Origin of the sequence: Nonomuraea sediminis, from assembly GCF_018531495.1 — a bacterium.
Taxonomy (GTDB): domain Bacteria; phylum Actinomycetota; class Actinomycetes; order Streptosporangiales; family Streptosporangiaceae; genus Nonomuraea; species Nonomuraea sediminis.
On record NZ_JAHDTI010000009.1, the window covers coordinates 465,052 to 482,765 of the forward strand.

Annotated in this window: 17 protein-coding genes; 8 read left to right on the forward strand and 9 right to left on the reverse strand. The window is 71.4% G+C overall.

Annotation, left to right across the window (positions count from 1 at the left end):
* The first annotated feature begins 26 nt into the window (after positions 1 to 26).
* Positions 27 to 1,277 carry a hypothetical protein gene (locus tag KIK09_RS33800; RefSeq protein ID WP_214323454.1) on the forward strand — a complete coding sequence of 417 codons (1,251 nt, stop codon included), beginning with the start codon at positions 27 to 29 and terminating at the stop codon, positions 1,275 to 1,277.
* Here KIK09_RS33800 and KIK09_RS33805 read toward each other — a convergent pair whose 3' ends face one another.
* The 7 genes from KIK09_RS33805 to KIK09_RS58190 form a co-directional block, all read right to left on the reverse strand.
* Complete coding sequence (locus KIK09_RS33805) at positions 1,278 to 1,967, reverse strand: DUF981 family protein (protein WP_308164443.1); 690 nt, start codon at positions 1,965 to 1,967, stop codon at positions 1,278 to 1,280.
* 9 nt (positions 1,968 to 1,976) lie between these two features.
* Positions 1,977 to 3,146 (reverse strand): lipid-transfer protein, encoded by a 1,170-nt coding sequence (locus tag KIK09_RS33810; protein ID WP_214323628.1) that lies wholly within the window; start codon positions 3,144 to 3,146, stop codon positions 1,977 to 1,979.
* A 170-nt stretch (positions 3,147 to 3,316) separates the two neighbouring features.
* Positions 3,317 to 3,724, reverse strand: coding sequence for a MaoC family dehydratase (locus tag KIK09_RS33815; protein WP_214323455.1), 408 nt, complete (start codon positions 3,722 to 3,724; stop codon positions 3,317 to 3,319).
* Positions 3,724 to 4,620 (reverse strand): bifunctional MaoC family dehydratase N-terminal/OB-fold nucleic acid binding domain-containing protein, encoded by an 897-nt coding sequence (locus tag KIK09_RS33820; RefSeq protein WP_214323456.1) that lies wholly within the window; start codon positions 4,618 to 4,620, stop codon positions 3,724 to 3,726. Before KIK09_RS33820 ends, KIK09_RS33815 begins: the two co-directional genes overlap by 1 nt.
* Positions 4,617 to 5,771: an acyl-CoA dehydrogenase family protein gene (locus KIK09_RS33825; protein WP_214323457.1), complete on the reverse strand. Its 1,155-nt coding sequence runs from the start codon at positions 5,769 to 5,771 to the stop codon at positions 4,617 to 4,619. Before KIK09_RS33825 ends, KIK09_RS33820 begins: the two co-directional genes overlap by 4 nt.
* On the reverse strand, positions 5,771 to 6,748 hold the full coding sequence (locus KIK09_RS33830; protein WP_214323458.1) for an acyl-CoA dehydrogenase family protein: 978 nt from the start codon (positions 6,746 to 6,748) through the stop codon (positions 5,771 to 5,773). The genes KIK09_RS33825 and KIK09_RS33830 overlap by 1 nt, the downstream gene beginning before the upstream one ends.
* Entirely contained in the window at positions 6,748 to 8,619 is a 1,872-nt protein-coding gene (locus KIK09_RS58190; protein WP_250574140.1) for an AMP-binding protein, read from the reverse strand. The genes KIK09_RS33830 and KIK09_RS58190 overlap by 1 nt, the downstream gene beginning before the upstream one ends.
* A 188-nt stretch (positions 8,620 to 8,807) precedes the next feature.
* Here KIK09_RS58190 and KIK09_RS33845 point away from each other — a divergent pair, with 188 nt between their 5' ends.
* The gene (locus KIK09_RS33845; protein ID WP_214323459.1) at positions 8,808 to 9,458 is read left to right on the forward strand and encodes a TetR family transcriptional regulator; all 651 of its coding nucleotides are present in this window, start codon (positions 8,808 to 8,810) and stop codon (positions 9,456 to 9,458) included.
* Positions 9,459 to 10,096: 638 nt separating this feature from the next.
* Here KIK09_RS33845 and KIK09_RS33850 read toward each other — a convergent pair.
* On the reverse strand, positions 10,097 to 11,056 hold the full coding sequence (locus tag KIK09_RS33850) for a GlxA family transcriptional regulator (protein ID WP_214323460.1): 960 nt from the start codon (positions 11,054 to 11,056) through the stop codon (positions 10,097 to 10,099).
* 77 nt (positions 11,057 to 11,133) lie between these two features.
* Here KIK09_RS33850 and KIK09_RS33855 point away from each other — a divergent pair, with 77 nt between their 5' ends.
* Genes KIK09_RS33855 through KIK09_RS33880 form a run of 6 tightly spaced genes read left to right on the forward strand, consistent with a single transcriptional unit; the run spans position 11,134 to position 16,983 of the window.
* Complete coding sequence (locus KIK09_RS33855) at positions 11,134 to 12,069, forward strand: NADP-dependent oxidoreductase (protein WP_214323629.1); 936 nt, start codon at positions 11,134 to 11,136, stop codon at positions 12,067 to 12,069.
* 53 nt (positions 12,070 to 12,122) lie between these two features.
* The gene (locus KIK09_RS33860; protein WP_214323461.1) at positions 12,123 to 13,094 is read left to right on the forward strand and encodes a sigma-70 family RNA polymerase sigma factor; all 972 of its coding nucleotides are present in this window, start codon (positions 12,123 to 12,125) and stop codon (positions 13,092 to 13,094) included.
* Positions 13,095 to 13,137: 43 nt separating this feature from the next.
* The gene (locus KIK09_RS33865) at positions 13,138 to 14,253 is read left to right on the forward strand and encodes a steroid 3-ketoacyl-CoA thiolase (RefSeq protein ID WP_214323462.1); all 1,116 of its coding nucleotides are present in this window, start codon (positions 13,138 to 13,140) and stop codon (positions 14,251 to 14,253) included.
* A 46-nt stretch (positions 14,254 to 14,299) separates the two neighbouring features.
* Entirely contained in the window at positions 14,300 to 15,322 is a 1,023-nt protein-coding gene (locus tag KIK09_RS33870) for an MBL fold metallo-hydrolase (RefSeq protein ID WP_214323463.1), read from the forward strand.
* 7 nt (positions 15,323 to 15,329) lie between these two features.
* On the forward strand, positions 15,330 to 16,022 hold the full coding sequence (locus KIK09_RS33875; RefSeq protein WP_250574141.1) for a FadR/GntR family transcriptional regulator: 693 nt from the start codon (positions 15,330 to 15,332) through the stop codon (positions 16,020 to 16,022).
* 16 nt (positions 16,023 to 16,038) lie between these two features.
* Positions 16,039 to 16,983 carry a DNA polymerase ligase N-terminal domain-containing protein gene (locus tag KIK09_RS33880; RefSeq protein ID WP_214323464.1) on the forward strand — a complete coding sequence of 315 codons (945 nt, stop codon included), beginning with the start codon at positions 16,039 to 16,041 and terminating at the stop codon, positions 16,981 to 16,983.
* Here KIK09_RS33880 and KIK09_RS33885 read toward each other — a convergent pair.
* Positions 16,980 to 17,561 carry a TMEM175 family protein gene (locus KIK09_RS33885; RefSeq protein WP_214323465.1) on the reverse strand — a complete coding sequence of 194 codons (582 nt, stop codon included), beginning with the start codon at positions 17,559 to 17,561 and terminating at the stop codon, positions 16,980 to 16,982. The genes KIK09_RS33880 and KIK09_RS33885 overlap by 4 nt on opposite strands.
* Positions 17,562 to 17,714: the final 153 nt, after the last annotated feature.

The window sequence follows — 17,714 nt, forward strand, 5'->3', positions numbered from 1 at the left end:
CGAATAACTGCCAGAGGATCGGCTCCGTGACCACTTCGCTCACCGATCAGCGCTCGCGTGCCCGCCTGATCGCCGAGCTCTACGACCGTCACGCCACCGGGCTGTTCGCGTACTGCGCCGACCAGCTCGGCGACCCGGGCTCGGCGGCCGATGCGCTGGTGGCCGTGCTGGCCGGCGTTCCCGCCGTGCCGCCGCCGCGCGCCGCGCTGTACGCCTGCGCCCGCCGCGAGATCCACCGCCGCGACATCGTGTACTCGCCGCCCGTCGTCGACCCGCTCATCGACCCGGCCTCCGCGCTGGTCGAGCGGACCCTGCGCGAGCTGCGCCCGCACCAGCGCGAGGTGCTGCTGCTGTGCGAGGTGTGCGGCCTGGACAGGGCCGAGCTGGCCTGGGTGCTGGACGTCGCCCCCGACACCGCGGAGGAGCTGGCGATCAGCGCCGCGCACCGCTTCCAGCAGACGCTGGCCACCGCGCTGGCGAGCACGGGCGCCCGCGTCCCCAAGCCGGTGGCCGACGTGTACGGCGCGCTCGGGGTGGCGCCGCTGCGCCACATCCTCAGCCGCCTGCCGTGGCCCGCGCCGCCCGCCTCTCTCCGCGTGCACTTCGCGGGATCCCGTACGGCTCCCGCCGCGCCGCTGTTCGTCAAGCCGCTGTGGCCCGTGCCGCCGCGCTGGCCGCTTCCCCTAGGCGAGGCCGATCCCACGACCAGCACCGGCATCTTCCCCACCCACCTGCTGCGCACGGCGCCCGAGGTGGACGACTACTCCCCGCCTGACGAGTCCGAGCGGGTCCACGAGGCGACCACCGCTCCCATGCCCAGGCTCAGGCACCCGATCGCGCGGCCGATGATGCTGTCGGCGCCGATCCCCGCCGACGTGCTGGACGACGATCCCGTCACCCAGGAGTTGCCTGCCGTGGGCGACGTGCTGGTGGCCAGCTCCAAGGCAAGCCTCTTCACGCCTCCCCCGCGGGGCAGGGAACCCGTCTACCTGATGCCGGAGGCGCCCACCCAGCCCGCCGTGGACGAGGCACACGACGCGCTCGCCGTACAAGACGCGTCCGCCGTGGACGAGGCACCCGCCGTACGCGACGCGGAGACGGAGCGTGTCAAGGACGCCGCGACAGCGGCGGCCGGCAGGCCGGAAGGGTCCGTGAAGAAGCGGAAGGTGCGGCGGGAGCGGCACTACGACTGGCTGTGGGAGCTGGTCGGGTTCCTGATCTGCGTGGCGATCGCGATGATCGTGTTCTTCTCGATCCCGTCGATCGTCAGCCCGTGATCACATCGTGTTGATGATCAGCCCGATGTGGGTGAAGTAGTTCAGCGCCCCGAACAGCGTGAACGCCACCCCCGCCAGCCCCCAGCACACCCCGCAGACCGCGGCCGCCCAGCCGCCCTTGGCCCGCACCGCGAACGGGAACAGCACCGAGCCCACGCCGACCAGCACGTACAGCCCGGAGATGAAGGTGGCCTCGAGCAGCGGCACGCCGGCGAAGGCGCCGGAGATCGGCTCCTGCGGCGGCGCGGCGAACAGCGTGTAGGTCCAGCCGGCCGCCGCGATGCCGAAGCAGGCCAGCCCCATCGCCAGCACGAACAGCGAGATCGGCGCGGCGGCGCGGGCGACCACCTGCAGCCGGTCGTTGGTCCCGACCAGGGACTCGCCGCGCCTCCAGAGAAAGAACGCGGCGGTCAGCAGCAGCACGCCGAAGGCCAGGCACGGCTCGCCGAAGACGATGTTGTCGAACGGGAACCCCTGCCCGGCCAGCGGCCACGTCAGCGTCATGTGCAGCCCGGTGACCGCCAGGATCGCGCCGAGCGCGCCGAAGGCGAGCGCCCAGCCGTCCACCCGTTCCATGAAGCCGCCGCGCAGCAGCCGGCGGCCGAACGCCACGATCAGCAGCAGCGCCACGCCCGCCGCTACGGCCATGATCGTGTTGTACGTGGGCATCCGCGCCCAGTCGATCTTCACCCAGGGTTGTTACCCTGCGTTACCGCTCAGAATCAGACCGCTCGTGGGGACGCCCGTGCCCGCGGTGACGAGCACGTTGCGGACACCGGACACCTGGTTGACCGAGGTGCCCCTGATCTGTCGGACGGCCTCGGCGATGCCGTTCATGCCGTGGATGTACGCCTCGCCCAGCTGGCCCCCGTGCGGGTTGACCGGCAAGCGGCCGTCGAGCTCGATCCCGCCGTCGCGGAGGTAGTCCTTGGCCTCGCCCCGCCCGCAGAACCCCAGCTCCTCCAGTTGGGCCAGGACGAACGGGGTGAAGTGGTCGTAGAGGATGGCCGTCTGGATGTCGGCCGGCGACAGCCCCGACATCTCCCACAGGCCCCTGCCGACCACCGACATCTCCGGAAGGCCGCTCATGTCGTCGCGGTAGTAGCTCGTCATCATCATCTGACCCGCGCCGGAGCCCTGCGCGGCCGCCGTGATCACGGCAGGTGATCTGCGCAGGTCGCGAGCGCGCTCGGCGGAGGTGACGACGAGGGCGACCGCGCCGTCGCTCTCCTGGCAGCAGTCGAGCAGGTGCAGCGGCTCGACCACCCACCGGGACGCCTGGTGCTCGGCCAGCGTGATGGGCCGCTGGTAGAACCAGGCGGCCGGGTTCGTGGCGGCGTGCCTGCGCATGGCCACCGCCACCCGCCCGAAGTCCTCGGAGGTCGCGCCGTAGGTGTGCAGGTAGCGCTGGGCGAACATGGCCACCCACGCGGCCGGGGTCATCAGGCCGTAGGGCACGTGCCAGCTCATCTCCAGCCCCTGCGACGACGGCTCCGCGCCGAGCCCGGCGTCCGGCTGGCCGAACCTGCGGCCGGAGCGCTCGTTGAAGGCCCGGTAGCACACCACGGTGCGGGCGGCGCCGGTGGCGACGGCCATCGCGGCCTGCATCACGGTCCCGCAGGCGGCTCCCCCGCCGTAGTGCACGCGGGCGAAGTACGTCAGGTCGCCGGCGCCGATCTCGCGGGCGACGGCGATCTCCTGGTTGGCGTCCTGGGTGTAGGTGACCATGCCGTCGACGTCCTGCGGCGTCAGCCCGGCGTCGTCGAGCGCCGCGAACACCGCCTCCGCGGCCAGCTGCAACTCCGAGCGTCCCGAGTTCTTGCTGAACTCGGTCGCACCGATGCCGGCGATCGCGGCCTTGCCCTTCAACACGTGCGACTCCTGATTCCTGGGGTTCTTCGTGCGACAACACCGGGCCACGCCGGCGTCTCGCCGTGGCGGCGAGTCAGCGTCCTCGACTCGCCGCGAGCGCCGGTCGCGGGTCCTCAGCCGGAGTACGGCGGGCGGCGGGTGGGGCCGCACGCCGTACAGCGGCGATCTCAGTGCGGGAGAGCGAGCACGATCGTGCCTGTGGCGTGGTCGCCGAGGGACACCTTGCCGCGGACCTCGACCGTCACCTCGCCGTCCGCGCACGAGACCACCGTGCCGTTGAAGGTGAGGCGGTCGCCCGCGTAGGCCGGGACGCCCAGCTTGACGTTGATGCGCCGGATGACCGCCTCGGGCCCTGCCCAGTCGGTCACGTACCGCTCCACCAGCCCCATCGTGGTCAGGATGTTGAGGAAGATGTCCTTGGACCCCTGGGCCCTGGCCAGTTCGACGTCGTGGTGCACGGGGGTGAAGTCCATGGTCGCGAGCGCCGTGGAGACGACCAGCGTGGGGGTGAGATCGAGGGACAGTTCGGGGAGGACCGAACCGACCTCGACCTGATCTTCGGTCAGCGTACGCATCACGGCTCCCGTGGCGCCCACATGGGGAGGATCAGTTCGTCATCCATCGCGCGGTAGGTGACGCGCAACGACATACCGATACCCACCGCGTCGACGGGGCAGTCCACAACGTTGCCCACAATCCTCACCCCTTCCGGCAGTTCCACCACGGCCACCACAAAGGGCGTCTCCCGTCCCGGGACGGGCGGGTGGTGGTGCACGACGTAGCTGTAGACGGTGCCCTCGCCGCTCGCCACGACGTGCGCGCGATTCGTGGAGCGGCAGGAGGGACAGACGGGACCCGGCGGATGCCGCAGCTCACCGCAGTCGGCGCAACTCTGGATGCGCAGCTCACCCTGCTTCACGCCCTCCCAGAAGAACGCCGTGTCCCGGTTGATCGCCGGCTGGAGCGGGTACGGCTTCCGCGGTTCGGCGGCCGGTGGCGGTGGGCGAAATTTCAGTACCCGGAACATCATCTCGCTCACGGGCTCGTCGAACTCGTCGTACCAGGTGACGGTCCAGGTCGCGAAGAACCCGACGCCGAGCGCGGTCTTCTTGGGCCCCGCCAGGTCGGTGAAGCTGGTGCCGGGGGTCAGGCGCTCGCCGACCCGGGCGTAGCGGTGGTAGGTCTGCTCGCAGTTGGTGGCCACCACGCCCGTGTACCCCTGGGCGTCCAGCTCGGCCATCAGGTCGTCGACCGGCGAGCGTTCCTTGGCACCGCGGCGCACCCCCGGCATCGTCCACACCTGGGACATGGCGGGCGGTGCCAGCCCCTTCTCCAGGTAGGCGGGGTTGGCGTCGCCCATGGCATCCAGCCAGTGGCGGATCATGGGCTCGTTGACGGGGTCGGCCGCCGGGTCGCCCCGCAGCTCCCCCATGGCCACCTGCCTGGCGGCCAGCTCGTGCAGGTCCGTCATCGCGGCGGCCTCGGCAGGCTCAGGCCCAGCATGGCGATCAGCTCCCGCTGCACCTCGTTGACGCCGCCGCCGAACGTCAGCACCACGGCGCCCTTGACCCCGTGGTCCATCCGCTCCATGAGCTCCCTGGTCTCGGGATCGGCGGGGTCGCCGTACCTGGCCAGGACGTCGCAGACGATCCGGCCGATCTCCTGCATGCGCTCCGAGCCGTAGATCTTGGTGGCGGAGGCGTCGGGGGCGCCCAGCCAGCCCAGGTCCATGTTCGCCGCGACCTGCCAGTTGAGCAGCTCGTTGGTGCGGAAGTAGGCGCGGACCCTTCCCAGGGCGCGCCTTACGTCTGGATTGTCCTTCAGGCCTGCCCGGGTGGCCCAGGCCAGGAAGCGGTCGTAGGTCTGGCCGAGGTTCCCCGCGGGTCCGAGGGTGACGCGTTCGTGGTTGAGCTGGTTCACAATCAGGTCCCAGCCCTTGTCCACTTCACCGACGACCATGCTGACGGGCACGCGCACGTCCTGGTAGTACGTGGAGTTGGTGTGATGGCGGCCGTCCATGGTGACGATCGGCGTCCAGGAGAAGCCGGGGTCGTCGGTGGAGGCGATCATCATGGTGATGCCCTTGTGCTTCTTGGCCGCGGGGTTGGTGCGGGCGGCCAGCCAGATGTACTGGGCGTAGTGCGCGCCGCTCGTGAAGATCTTCTGGCCGTTGACGACGTAGTGGTCGCCGTCGAGCACCGCGGTCGTCTTCAGCGAGGCCAGGTCCGTGCCCGCCTCGGGTTCGCTGTAGCCGATCGCGAAGTGGCACTCGCCGGCCAGGATGCGCGGCAGGAAGTACTCCTTCTGCTCGGGCGTGCCGTACTGCATCAGCGTCGGGCCGACCGTCTGCAGCGTGATGATCGGGTAGGGGACGCTCGCCCTGGCGATCTCGTTGGCGAAGATCTGCTGCTCCAGCGGCCCGTATCCGCCGCCGCCGTACTCCTTCGGCCAGCCGAGGCCGAGCTTGCCGTCGCGGCCGAGGCGGCGGCAGTGCTCCATGTAGGCGTCGCCGAACGGGTCCTCGGCGATCTTCTTGCGGTCCTCGTCGGTGAGGCAGCCGCGGAAGTACTCGCGCAGCTCGTCGCGGAGCCGGCGCTGGTCGGGGGTCAGGTCGATCAGCATCAGGCGAGGGCTCCAATCCGGTCGAGCTGGGCGTCCGCGCCGCCGAGCAGGTGGGTCAGGTGCTTGGCGTGCGCGAAGTAGCGGTGCAGCGGGTAGGTCACGTCGAGGCCGAGCCCGCCGTGCAGGTGCTGGCAGGTGTAGAGCGCCTTGAACGCCTCCGACACGTGGAAGGCGGCGATCCCCAGGTCCTCCTCGGCGGGCAGGCCCTCGGCCAGCCGCCAGGCGCCCGACCACATCGCCACGTCCAGCGCCCGCCCGGCGATGTAGACGTCGGCGATCTGCATGGTCACGGCCTGGAACTCGGCCAGCGCCCGGTCGAACTGCTTCCTGGTCCTGATGTAGTCGGTGGTCAGCTTGAGCGCGCCGGCCAGGACGCCGCTCGCCTGCGCGGCGATGGCGGCGGTGTAGAGGCTCCTGGTCTCCGCGGCGGCCTGCGCGCCGGCGATGCGCTCGCCCTCCGCGGTGATCGTCGCGGCGGGCTCGCCGGTCGAGGTGAACTCCGTGATCGCCGCCACCGGACCCCGCGCCAGGTAGAGCCCGTCGTCGGCGGCCAGCAGGATCACCTCGGCCTGTTCGGCGTACGGCACGCCCTGCCACCGCTGCGCCATGGTCTCCGCGCCCGTGGCGACCGTGCTGACCGTGGCCGACGCGACCAGGTCCTGCTGCTCGGCCGTGCCGTACCTGGCGACGGCCAGCGTGCTCACCAGCCTGGCGAGCATCGGGCCCGGCGCCGCCCGGGCGCCGACCTCGCGCAGCACCACGGCCAGCTCCACGGGCCCCAGCCCTGCGCCTCCGGCCCGCTCAGGCAGGCACAGCGACAGCAGTCCCGCCTGGTCGAGGACCTGCCACAGCTTCTCGTCGTACGGCGCGCCGCCACGCTCGTGGGCCTCCAGGCGCTCCTGCGTGGCCTCCTTGGCCAGCACCTCGGCGGCCAGGTCCCGCAGGTCCTTCTGCGTCTCGTCCAGGTTGAAATCCACTAGCCCTCCAGCAGGTCGTGCCGCCCGTGCCTCACGAACGCTTCCTCGATGTCCGCCAGGTCCCTCTCGCCCATCAGGCGGAACTCCTCCCGTACGGCGGGCCGCCACCAGACCGGGTCGGTGGTGCGCCACCCCTCCTTGGCCAGGAGGCGCTTGATGATCTTCTGCGAAGCCGTCAACGGAAACTCCCGACAGACCCGGATATATCGGGGTAACGCCTTGGTTCCGAGATCCGCGCGGTCCGCCAGGAACGCGGCGAAGCTTCCGCCGTCGAACGGCCCGTCCAGGATGAGCGCGGCCATCACCTGGTCGCCCGCCGCGGCGTCGGGCACCGGGTAGACGGCGGCCTCGACCACGCCCGGGTACTCCCGCAGGGCGGCCTCGATGGGCGCCACCGCCAGGTTCTCCCCGTCCACGCGCAGCCGCTCGGTGCCCCGCCCGGCGAAGAAGACGTAGCCACTTTTGTCGGCATAGGCCAGGTCGCCGGACCAGAAGGCGCCCTGGCGGATCCGCTCCGCGTCGGCCTCCGGGTCGTTGTAGTACCCCTCGAACAGGCCCAGGCCCGTGACGTTGACCAGCTCCCCGATCGCCTCGTCCGGGTTCGCCAGGCGCCCGTCCACGAGCTCGGCGGGCGGGCACGCCTTCCCGGTGAACGGGTCCCTGATCTCGATCCCCTCCGGCAGCCTGCCCAGCGACCCCTTCGGGCCGGTGGGGTCGGGCGAGATGGAGATCGCGGTCTCCGTCGAGCCGAAGGCGTCGACCACGTGGCACCCGAACCGCTCGCCGAACCGCCTGGTCGCGCTCGCGCTCCCCTCGTTGCCGAAGGCGAGCTTCAACGTGTTGCTTGCGTCGTCGGGCCGCTCCGGCGTGGCCAGCACGTACGACAGCGCCTTCCCGACGTAGTGCAGGTAGGTGACCCTGTATCGCCGGATGTCCGGCAGCAGCCCCGACGCGGAGAACCTCCGCCGCAGCACCAGCGCTGCCCCCGACGCCACGGCCGGCGCGTACGCCGCCATCACGGCCCCCGAGTGGAACAGCGGCATCGGGCAGTACACGACGTCGTCACCGCTCAGCAGCTGCCCCAGCGAGACCCCCGGTACGGCCACCTTCCGCTGCGTCACCCTCACGGCCCTGGCCCGCCCCGCCGTCCCCGACGTAAAGATCAGCATCACCAGCTCCCCCGGGCTCCCCGCCTCCCCCTGCGCCTCGGCGTCACCCGACGCCCCCGGCGCCTCGGGGTCTCGCGGCGCCCCCTGCGCCTCGGGCTCTCCCGGCCGCACTCTCTGCGCCGGTACGGCGAGCGGTGGTACGGCGGAGCCCGGCGCAACGCGGTCGGCGCCCGGCCCCTCACCCGACACCCGGGGAACGCTTTGCCCCGGGCCCGGAACCCCGGAAACGCCTTCCCCCGGACCCGGAACCCTGGGACCGCCTGAAACCCCGGGAACACCCAGGCCCACGGCGCCCAAGCCCTCGGCCGGGACCACGGGAACGCCCAGGGCCTCGCCCACGTGCTGAGCCTGGTCCCGATACGGGGCACCCCACACGACCAGGTCGACGTCCGTGGCCCGGGCGTCCCGCTCGAGCTCCACCACCGATCGCGTCGGGTTCAGCGCCACGACCACGTGCGGGCTGATCGCCGCGGCTCCCAGCAGGAAGGCGAACTCCGGCACGTTGTCGCACAGCACACCCACGTGCACCCCGCCCGCCGTACCGGATCCCGTGACGCCCGCCGTACGGGAGAGCCAGTCGGCGACGGCGCGGCAGCGCGCGACGTACTCCCGCCAGGTCCACGTCCGGTCCTCGAAGCGCAGCCCGGGACGGTCGTCGGTGGCGCGCGCCGCCAACAGGGCGGCGAGGGTGTCCGCGGTCATCGCGCCTCCCAGCAAGCGCTCGTTCAGCCGTTCCGAAAACTAGAACAGATTCTAATCTCTGTCCAGTCACCCCGCATGCCGACAAATCCCGAAATATGAGAGAAGCACGCCAGACATGCGTCTATGCGGTTTCTTTGTGACCCGCGAGTAACAAGCCGGGAAATCGAGAAATCAGATAACGTGTTCTTATGCGCACCACGCAGGCGAGCATCGCCGCGCCCACCAGCGACACCGAGGGGGCCACGGTGCCCCAGCAGCCGCACGGCGGGCACAGCGTCCGTACGCGCAGCCAGCACCAGCGCCGCAAGCGCATCGTCCAGGCCGCGGCCGCCCTCGCCTCACGCGGCGGCGTCGAGGCCATGCAGATGCGCACGGTCGCCGAGCGCGCGGGCGTCGCCCTAGGAACGCTCTACCGCTACTTCCCCTCCAAGATGGACCTCGTGGTCGCGGTCGTCGGCGAGGAGATCGACCTGCTGGAGAACAGCATCGAGCGCCGCCCGCCCGGCGCCGCCACCCCCGCGGGCCGCGCGGTCGACGTCCTCATGCGCGCCACCCGCGGCCTCATGCGCGAGCCCGAACTCGCCGACGCGCTCATCCGCTCGCTCATCATGGCCGAGGTCGAGACGCCCTTCGGCGACCGCATGACCGGCCTCCTCCTCCGCGTCTCCGCCAACGGCCTGACCCGCGAGCAGGCCTCGGAGGAACAGCTGGCCCTGGCAGGCTCCCTGTCCAGCATCTGGGTCCAGGAACTCCTGGAGATGCTCCGCGGCCGCCGCACCTACGACCAGATCCAACGCCGCATAGAAATAGCCGCCGACCGCCTCCTCACCGACATCTGACCTCGGGCATCGTCCAAGCTCAGCCTCCTGTCGTGTGCCCGAGCTCAGCCGCCTGTTGTGCGTCCGAGCTCAGCCATCTGTTGCACGTCCGAGCTCAGCCATCTGTTGCGCGTCCGAGCTCAGCCTTCTGTTGTGTACGACAGCTTCTGTTGTGTACGGCAGGCCGCCGCCACCGGCCGCCCGCCGTCATGCGCTGAGGGCCCGCGCCCGGCGCTTCCGGCGAGTCGGCGACACTTACCCGCCGCCACGCCACTTCGCAGGCCAGGCACCACGGTCCCCCTGCCCCGCCGTACATTGCGCCGGACAACCACCACACACCTCCTCACCGACCCCGGCGCGAAAGGCAGGCGCCCCATACGGCGGGCGACGTTGGAGGCCTGGACGGCGGGCAGGGGGAAGCCTGGGGAAGGTGGAGGGGACTAGCTGCGGGACGTGGGTTACGACGGGGCGTTGCGGCGGGTGGACCTCGTCGCCCGAGGAGCGTCTCCCTGGACAGGGCCCGGCCGGAGTGCGGTGGGTGGTGGTGGCGGCGGCTGGCCGTACCAGGCGAAAGAGCCGCAGCACTCACAGCAGAGCCGCCGCACTTACGACAGAGCCCGCCCGGCCGTCAGGAGAGGAAGGCGAGAAGGGGCGGCGCGTCAGGCGGTGCGGAAGGTGCGGCGGTAGGTGTGGGGGGAGATGCCGAGGGCGGCGTTGAGGTGCTGGCGGAGGGAGGCCGCGGTGCCGAAGCCGGCGCGCGCGGCGATCTGGTCGACGGTCAGGTCGGTGGATTCCAGGAGGTGCCGGGCGAGGGCGACGCGTTGCCCGGTGAGCCACTGCCCGGGGCTGAGTCCGACCTCGAGCCGGAAGCGGCGGGTGAACGTGCGGCGGCTCATGCGCGCGTGGCCGGCGAGGTCGGCGAGCTGGAGGGGCTCGTGGAGGCGTTCGAGGGCCCAGGCGCGGGTGGGCGCCGTGCCCGCGGTGAGGGGTTCGGGCACAGGGCGCTCGACGTACTGGGCCTGGCCGCCGTCGCGCCAGGGCGGGACGATGCACCTCCTGGCGACCTGGTTGGCGACCTGGCTGCCGTGGTCGGCGCGGACGAGGTGCAGGCACAGGTCGATGCCGGCGGACGCGCCCGCGGAGGTGAGGACGTCGCCGTCGTCGACGAACAGCACGTCGGCGTCCATCCGCACGCGGGGGAAGAGCCGGGCGTGGTCGGGCGCGTGCCGCCAGTGCGTGGTCGCGGGCCGGTCGTCGAGCAGCCCGGCGGCCGCGAGCACGTACGAGGCGAGGCAGATCGACACGAGCCGGGCGCCGGGCCGCAGGGACGACAGCGCCTGCGCGAGCCCGGCCGGCAGCGACGAGGGCCCCGTGACCCCCGGCATCCAGACCGAGGGCGCCAGGACGACGGTGTCGGCGGTGGCCAGGATCCCGGCGTCGTGCGCGACCGCGATCGAGTAGTCGTCCGAGGTGGTGACGGGCTGCCCGTCGAGCGTGCAGGTGAGGACCTCGTACAGTGACCCGCCGTCGGGGCTCAGCGCGGCGCCGAAGATCTTCGCCGGAACGCTCAGCTCGAAGGGGATCACACCGTCCAGGGCGAGTACGGCGACGCGGTGCATGGCCCAATCCTTCCATATCTTGGCCATCGGGCCACTTGGGCGCGCACGCGGGCGTGAGCATGCTGGAAGGCATGAGGATGCGTGCGATCGTCCAGGACGCGCTGGGCGGCCCCGAGGTGCTGAAGCTGGCGGAGATCGACAAGCCGGAGCCCGGCCCGACCGAGGTGCTGGTCCGAGTGAAGGCCGCGGGGGTGAACCCGACCGACTGGAAGACCAGGGCGTCCGGCGGGCTGCTCGGGCCGCCGCCCTTCCGGCTGGGCTGGGACGTGTCGGGCGTGGTCGAGCAGGTGGGCTTCGGCGCGGCGCTGTGGAAGCCGGGCGACGAAGTGTTCGGGATGCTGAAATATCCGGAAGGGGCGGGGGCGTACGCGGAGTACGTCACCGCGCCCTCCCGGCATTTCCGTAAGAAGCCGGAGAGCATCGACCACGTCCAGGCCGCCGCGATCCCTTTGGCCGCGCTGACCGCCTGGCAGGCGCTGGTCGACACCGGCGGGCTGAAGGGCGGCGAACGCGTCCTCATCCACGCCGCCGCCGGCGGGGTGGGCCACCTGGCTGTCCAGATGGCCAAGGCCCGCGGCGCCTACGTGATAGGCACGGCGAGCGCGGCCAAGCACGAGTTCCTGCGCGGCCTGGGAGCCGACGAACTGGTCGACTACACCACCACCGACTTCTCCGGGACCGTCAGGGACGTCGACCTGGTGATCGACCTGATCGGCGGCGACTACGGCCTCCGCTCGCTCCGGACGCTGCGCCCGGGCGGGACGATCGTCTCCCTGGCCCTGTCGCGCCTGGACCCGACCCTCCACGAGCAGGCCGCCGCCCTGGACATCCGCGACGAGAGCATCCTGGTCGAGGCGGACCAGGCGGGGCTGAAGGCGATCGCCGCCCTGGTCGACGCGGGCCGCCTGCGCGTCGAGGTGGCCGCCGCCCTGCCCCTGGAGGAAGCGGCCAAGGCGCACGAGCTGGGCGAGACCAACAGGACGGCCGGCAAGATCGTTCTGATCTGCGACTGACCGGCCGGCGGGAACTCCTCGGACTTGTCGGTGCGGGATTGTATACAGGGGTCATGACATCGAACGAGGAGTTCCTCCGGCAGGCGGACCCGCTGCGGCGCGAGCTGCTGGCGCACTGCTACCGGATGATGGGCTCGGTGCACGACGCCGAGGACCTCGTCCAGGAGACGTACCTGCGCGCGTGGAAGGCCTACGACGGGTTCGAGGGCCGCTCGTCGCTGCGGACCTGGCTCTACCGCATCGCGACCACGACCTGCCTGACGGCGCTCGACAGCCGTAACAGGCGGCCGCTGCCGACCGGGCTCGGGGCGCCGAGCTCCGAGCCGACCGCCGAGCTGGTGCAGCAGCCGGAGGTGCCGTGGCTGGAGCCGATTCCCGACTCCATGATCGCCGCGGGCGCCGACGACCCCGCCACGATCGTGGGCGCCAGAGAGAGCATCCGGCTCGCGCTCATCGCCGCGCTGCAGCACCTGCCGCCGCGGCAGCGGGCGATCCTGGTCCTGCGCGACGTGCTGCGCTGGAAGGCGACCGAGGTGGCCGAGGCGCTCGACACCACGGTGGCCGCGGTCAACAGCGGCCTGCAGCGGGCGCGCGCCCAGCTGGCCGACGTCGCCCCCAGCGAGGACGACGCCTACGAGCCGCTCACGCCCGAGCAGAAGGAGCAGCTCGACCGCTACGTGGCCGCGTTCGAGAGCTACGACGTGTCGGCCATCGTCCAGCTGTTCACCAAGGACGCGGTCTGGGAGATGCCGCCCTTCATCGGCTGGTACCAGGGCCCGGACACCATCGGCAGGCTCATCACCACACAGTGCCCCGCCAAGGGCCCCGGCGACCTGCACCTGGTTCCCACCTGGGCGAACGGGCAGCCGGCGTTCGGGATGTACCTGCGCGACGGCGACGTCTACCGGCCGTTCGGGATCCCGGTCATCACCTTCGAGGGCGACAAGGTCAGCCACGTCGGGATGTTCTTCGACCTGAGCCTGTTCGAGACGTTCGGCCTGCCGAGCTCTATCGAAGCAAAGTAGAACGCGTTACAGTCTCCACCAGAGCATCGTTCTGGAGGCGACTGTGGGCACACCGGTGATCGTCGAGGCCGTCCGTACTCCGATCGGCAAGCGCAACGGCTGGCTGTCGGGGCTCAAGCCCCAGCAGGTGCTCGCCGCGGCGATGAACGGCGTGGTCGAGCGGGCCGGCATCGACCCGGCCGTCGTCGGCCAGGTGTTCGCCGGGTGCGTGACCCAGGCGGGCGAGCAGGGCGGCCACGTCGGGCGCTACTCGTGGCTGTATGCCGGGCTGCCCTACCAGACCGGGGTGACGACGCTCGACGCCCAGTGCGGCTCGTCGCAGCAGGCCGTCCACCTGGCCGCGGCGATGATCCAGGCGGGCGTGATCGACGTGGCGATCGGCTGCGGGGTCGAGGTGATGAGCCGGGCGCCGCTCGGCAGCAACGTGCTGCCCGCCAAGCCGCGACCCGACGACTGGAGCATCGACATGCCCGACCAGTTCACCGCGGCGGAGCGGATCGCCGCGAGGCGGGGACTCACCAGGGAGCGGCTCGACTGGTTCGGCGCGCGCTCGCAGCAACTGGCCGCCAAGGCGTGGGCCGACGGCCGCTTCGAGCGCGAGATCATCCCGATCGGCGACGTCCGCAGGGACCAGGGCCTGCGCGAGACCACGGCCGAGAGCCTGGCCGCGCTCAAGCCGGTCATGCCCGACGCCCTGCACACCGCCGGCACCTCCTCGCAGATCTCCGACGGCGCCGCCGCCGTCCTGCTGATGAGCTCACAGAAGGCCCGCGAGTACGGCCTGCGGCCCCGGGCCCGCATCCTGGCCCAGGCCCTCGTCGGCGCGGAGCCGTACTACCACCTCGACGGGCCGGTGGACGCCACGGCCAAGGTCCTGACGGCGGCGGGCATGACGATGGCGGACATCGACAGGTTCGAGGTGAACGAGGCCTTCGCCTCGGTGGTGCTGTCGTGGGCGAGCGTCCACGAGCCGGACTTCGACCGGGTCAACGTCAACGGCGGCGCGATCGCGCTCGGCCATCCCGTCGGGGCCACCGGGGCCAGGCTGATCACCACGGCCCTGCACGAGCTGGAGCGCTCGGAGTCATCCACGGCGCTGGTCACGATGTGCGCGGGAGGGGCGCTGGCCACGGCGGCGATCCTGGAGCGGGTGGCGTGAAATCCGCTGGCCGCCGCACCGCCCTCTCAGCCAGACTCGGAGCACGATGAAGACGTCGCGGCGGCAGCCGTACTCACAGCAGAGACCGCAGGACCTCGGGGACGGCGTGTGGAGCGTGCCGGTGCCCATTCCCGGCAATCCGCTCGGCTACACGCTCGTCTACGCGATCGAGTCGCCCAGAGGGCCGGTGCTGATCGACGCAGGGTGGAACCATCCGGACGCCTGGGCCGCCCTGCGCGACGGGCTGGCCGCGCTCGGCCTGGACGTCTCGGACGTGAGCGGGGTGGTCGTCACCCATTTCCATCCCGACCACGCGGGCCTCGCCGGGCAGGTCAGGGAGGCCTCCGGCGCCTGGATCACCATGCACGAGGCCGACGCGGCACTGGTCAGGCTGATGCACTCCTTCGCCGACGGCGAGCACCGCAGCTTCCAGGCCGACATGCTGCGGCGGGCGGGCGCCGGCGAGGACGCCGAGGCGGCCACCGAAAGCAGGCTCTCCCCGCCCGCGCTGCCCGACCGGGAGCTGCGCGACGGCGACCTGGTGGAGCTGCAGGGCAGGAAGCTGCGCGCCGTGCACACCCCCGGGCACACGCCAGGACACGTGTGCCTGCACCTGGAGGACGCCGACCGCCTGTTCACCGGCGACCACGTCCTCCCCGACATCACCCCCCACATCGGGATCTATCCCTACGACCGGGATGACATCGATCCTTTGGGGGATTTCCTGGAGTCTCTTGAGCGGGTCCGCGCACTGGGCCCACTCGACGCGCTCCCCGCACATGAGTGGATATTTCCGGATGTGGCCGCGCGCGCGGCCGAGATCCGCCACCATCACGAGGACAAGCTCGTGCGGCTGGCGGCCCTGCTGGCCGAGCGGGCGGAGCCGCTGACCATCTGGGAGACCGCCGCGATGATGACGTGGAACAGGCCGTGGGACCAGCTGTCCCCCATGCTGCGCGGCATGGCGGCCGGGGAGGCCGCCGCCCATCTGCGCGCCCTCGAGGTGCGCGGCGCGGTCGGGCGCCTGGCCGGTGTCGATCCCGTGCGCTTCCAGGCTCTAGACTCATAGACATCCGATGTCTAGGGAGAAGAGCGTGGCGGTCACCGACGCGGCGATCGACAAGATCAAGCAAATGATCCTCTCGGGCGAGCTCGCCCCGGGCGACCGGCTGCCCAAGGAAGCCGACCTCGCCGAGCGGCTCGGCCTGTCGCGCAACTCGCTGCGCGAGGCGGTGCGCGCGCTCGCGCTCATCAACGTGCTCGACGTACGGCAGGGCGACGGCACCTATGTCACCAGCCTGGAGCCGCACCTGCTGCTCGACACCATGTCGTTCGTGCTCGACCTGCACCGCGACGACACGGTGCTGCAGTTCTTCGAGGTGCGCAGGATCCTGGAGCCCGCCGCGACGGCGATGGCGACCAAGCTGATGACGGACGAGGAGATCGACGAGCTGCGCGTCATCCTGGAGTCGCTGCCCGCCGAGCCCACGATCGAGGAGCTCGTGGCCAACGACCTGCGCTTCCACCAGCGCATCGCGCAAGGCTCGGGCAACAGCGTGCTGTGCTCGTTCATCGAGAGCCTGTCGGGTCCGACCACCCGGGCCAGGATCTGGCGCGGCCTCACGCAGGAGGGCGCGCTGGAGAAGACGATGGAGCAGCACACCGCGATCTACGAGGCCATGGCCACCCGCCAAGCGGACGTCGCCCGCTCCTGGGCCACCGTCCACATAGCCGGAGTCGAATCCTGGCTCCGCCACGCGCTCGCCTGACGGGTATAGGCCCTTCGTGGGCGACAAACTGGAGAAGTACCGCAGCAAGCGTGACCCGGCACGCACCCCCGAACCGATCCCCGAGGCCGAGCATCCCGGCGACGGCAACGCCTACGTGATCCACGAGCACCACGCGCGTGCCCTCCACTGGGACCTGCGGCTGGAGCGCGACGGCGTGCTGGCCTGCTGGGCGATCCCCAAGGGCCTGCCGCAGGACCCCGGCACCAACCACCTGGCCGTGCACACGGAGGACCACCCGATCGAGTACCTGGACTTCTCCGGCGAGATCCCCGAGGGCGAGTACGGCGGCGGCGCCATGACCGTCTGGGACCGCGGCGTCTACGAGGCGGAGAAGTGGTCCGACCGCGAGGTGAAGGTGGTCCTGCACGGCGAGCGCGTCTCGGGCCGGTTCGCGCTGTTCCAGACCAGGGGCAAGGACTGGATGATCCACCTGATGGGCGCCGCCACGCGCGATCCGCTGCCGCCGCTGGAGCCCATGCTGCCGGTCGAGCGCGCCAAGCCGCCCAAGGACGCCGGCGCCTACGCCTTCGAGTTCGCCTGGGGCGGGCAGCGCCTGCTGGTCCCCATCGAGGGCGGCCGCACGGAGGCGGCCCGCGACCATCCCTGGCTCCGCCCCCTGGCGGCCTCCTTCGGCACGCGCACCTCGATCCTGGACGGCGAGATCGTCACCCTCTCGGGGACGCAGGTCTTCGTGGCCTACGACCTGCTCTACGACGACGGCCGCTCGCTGACCGCCGAGCCGTACACCGCGCGACGCGAGGCACTGGACGCGCTGGGCCTCACGGGGCCTCGCTGGCAGACGGCGCCCTCCTGGCCCGGCGATCCGCAGCCCGTCCTGCGCACGGCCCGCGACCAGCACCTGCCCGGCATCCTCGCCAAGCGTCTGTCCTCCCCCTACGAACCCGGCGCTTCCAAGTCCTGGCTCTACATCCCCACCTAGGAGAGCCCGCGTTCGAGCCGTTGGGAGCGGCGCCCGAGGGAGATCTTCAGCGGGATGAGGACGAGCCAGACGAGCTCGGCGTAGCCGGACAGGACGAAGGCCAGCGGGATCGTGACGGCGAAGACCGCGACCGTGCCGCCGAGGTCCAGGGCCCAGCTGCGGATGAGCGCAGGCGGCATCTGCCGGTGGGTGTGGCCGGGGCGCTTCCAGACGGCGAGAAGGAGGGCGAGCTGGGCTCCGGTGGCGAGGGCGACGGCGGCCGAGTAGATCGCCACGGCTTGGGGCTGGTCACCGTACTCGGCCAGGAGCGAGGTGGGGAAGGGCAGGAGCGCCACCAGGCCGAGCCCGAGCAGCGAGACGTTGATCGTGACGTCGTCCACGCGCACGGTGTGGAGGAAGATGCGGCGGTTGGCACGCCACAGGGCCGCGATGACCAGGAAGCTCAGCGCGTAGGCGCCGATCTTCGGCAGTACGGCGTGCAGCGCGGCCGCGAACTCCGCCGGGGACAGGTCGGCGCCGACGGAGATGTCCAGCGCCAGGAGCGTGGCCGCGATGGCGTAGACGCCGTCCGTGAGCACCAGCAGCCGATCGGGCTCGGCGGCCCTCGAGCCCGTCAGTGGTGGAACCCCTTCCTGAGGTGGTCGGGCGGCGTCCCCCTGGTCAGCCGCTCGACGCTCAAGGCGGACTTCGCGGACTCTTTGTGCAGAGCCATGCCGAGGGGCGTTCCCCGT

Coding starts and splice junctions, on each gene's coding strand:
- KIK09_RS33815 (WP_214323455.1), bottom strand. CDS start 3,724: ATGCGTACGCTGACCGAAGATCAGGTCGAGGTCGGTTCGGTCCTCCCC.
- KIK09_RS33820 (WP_214323456.1), bottom strand. CDS start 4,620: ATGACGGACCTGCACGAGCTGGCCGCCAGGCAGGTGGCCATGGGGGAG.
- KIK09_RS33825 (WP_214323457.1), bottom strand. CDS start 5,771: ATGCTGATCGACCTGACCCCCGACCAGCGCCGGCTCCGCGACGAGCTG.
- KIK09_RS58190 (WP_250574140.1), bottom strand. CDS start 8,619: ATGACCGCGGACACCCTCGCCGCCCTGTTGGCGGCGCGCGCCACCGAC.
- KIK09_RS33845 (WP_214323459.1), top strand. CDS start 8,808: ATGCGCACCACGCAGGCGAGCATCGCCGCGCCCACCAGCGACACCGAG.
- KIK09_RS33850 (WP_214323460.1), bottom strand. CDS start 11,056: ATGCACCGCGTCGCCGTACTCGCCCTGGACGGTGTGATCCCCTTCGAG.
- KIK09_RS33855 (WP_214323629.1), top strand. CDS start 11,134: ATGCGTGCGATCGTCCAGGACGCGCTGGGCGGCCCCGAGGTGCTGAAG.
- KIK09_RS33860 (WP_214323461.1), top strand. CDS start 12,123: ATGACATCGAACGAGGAGTTCCTCCGGCAGGCGGACCCGCTGCGGCGC.
- KIK09_RS33870 (WP_214323463.1), top strand. CDS start 14,300: ATGAAGACGTCGCGGCGGCAGCCGTACTCACAGCAGAGACCGCAGGAC.
- KIK09_RS33875 (WP_250574141.1), top strand. CDS start 15,330: ATGTCTAGGGAGAAGAGCGTGGCGGTCACCGACGCGGCGATCGACAAG.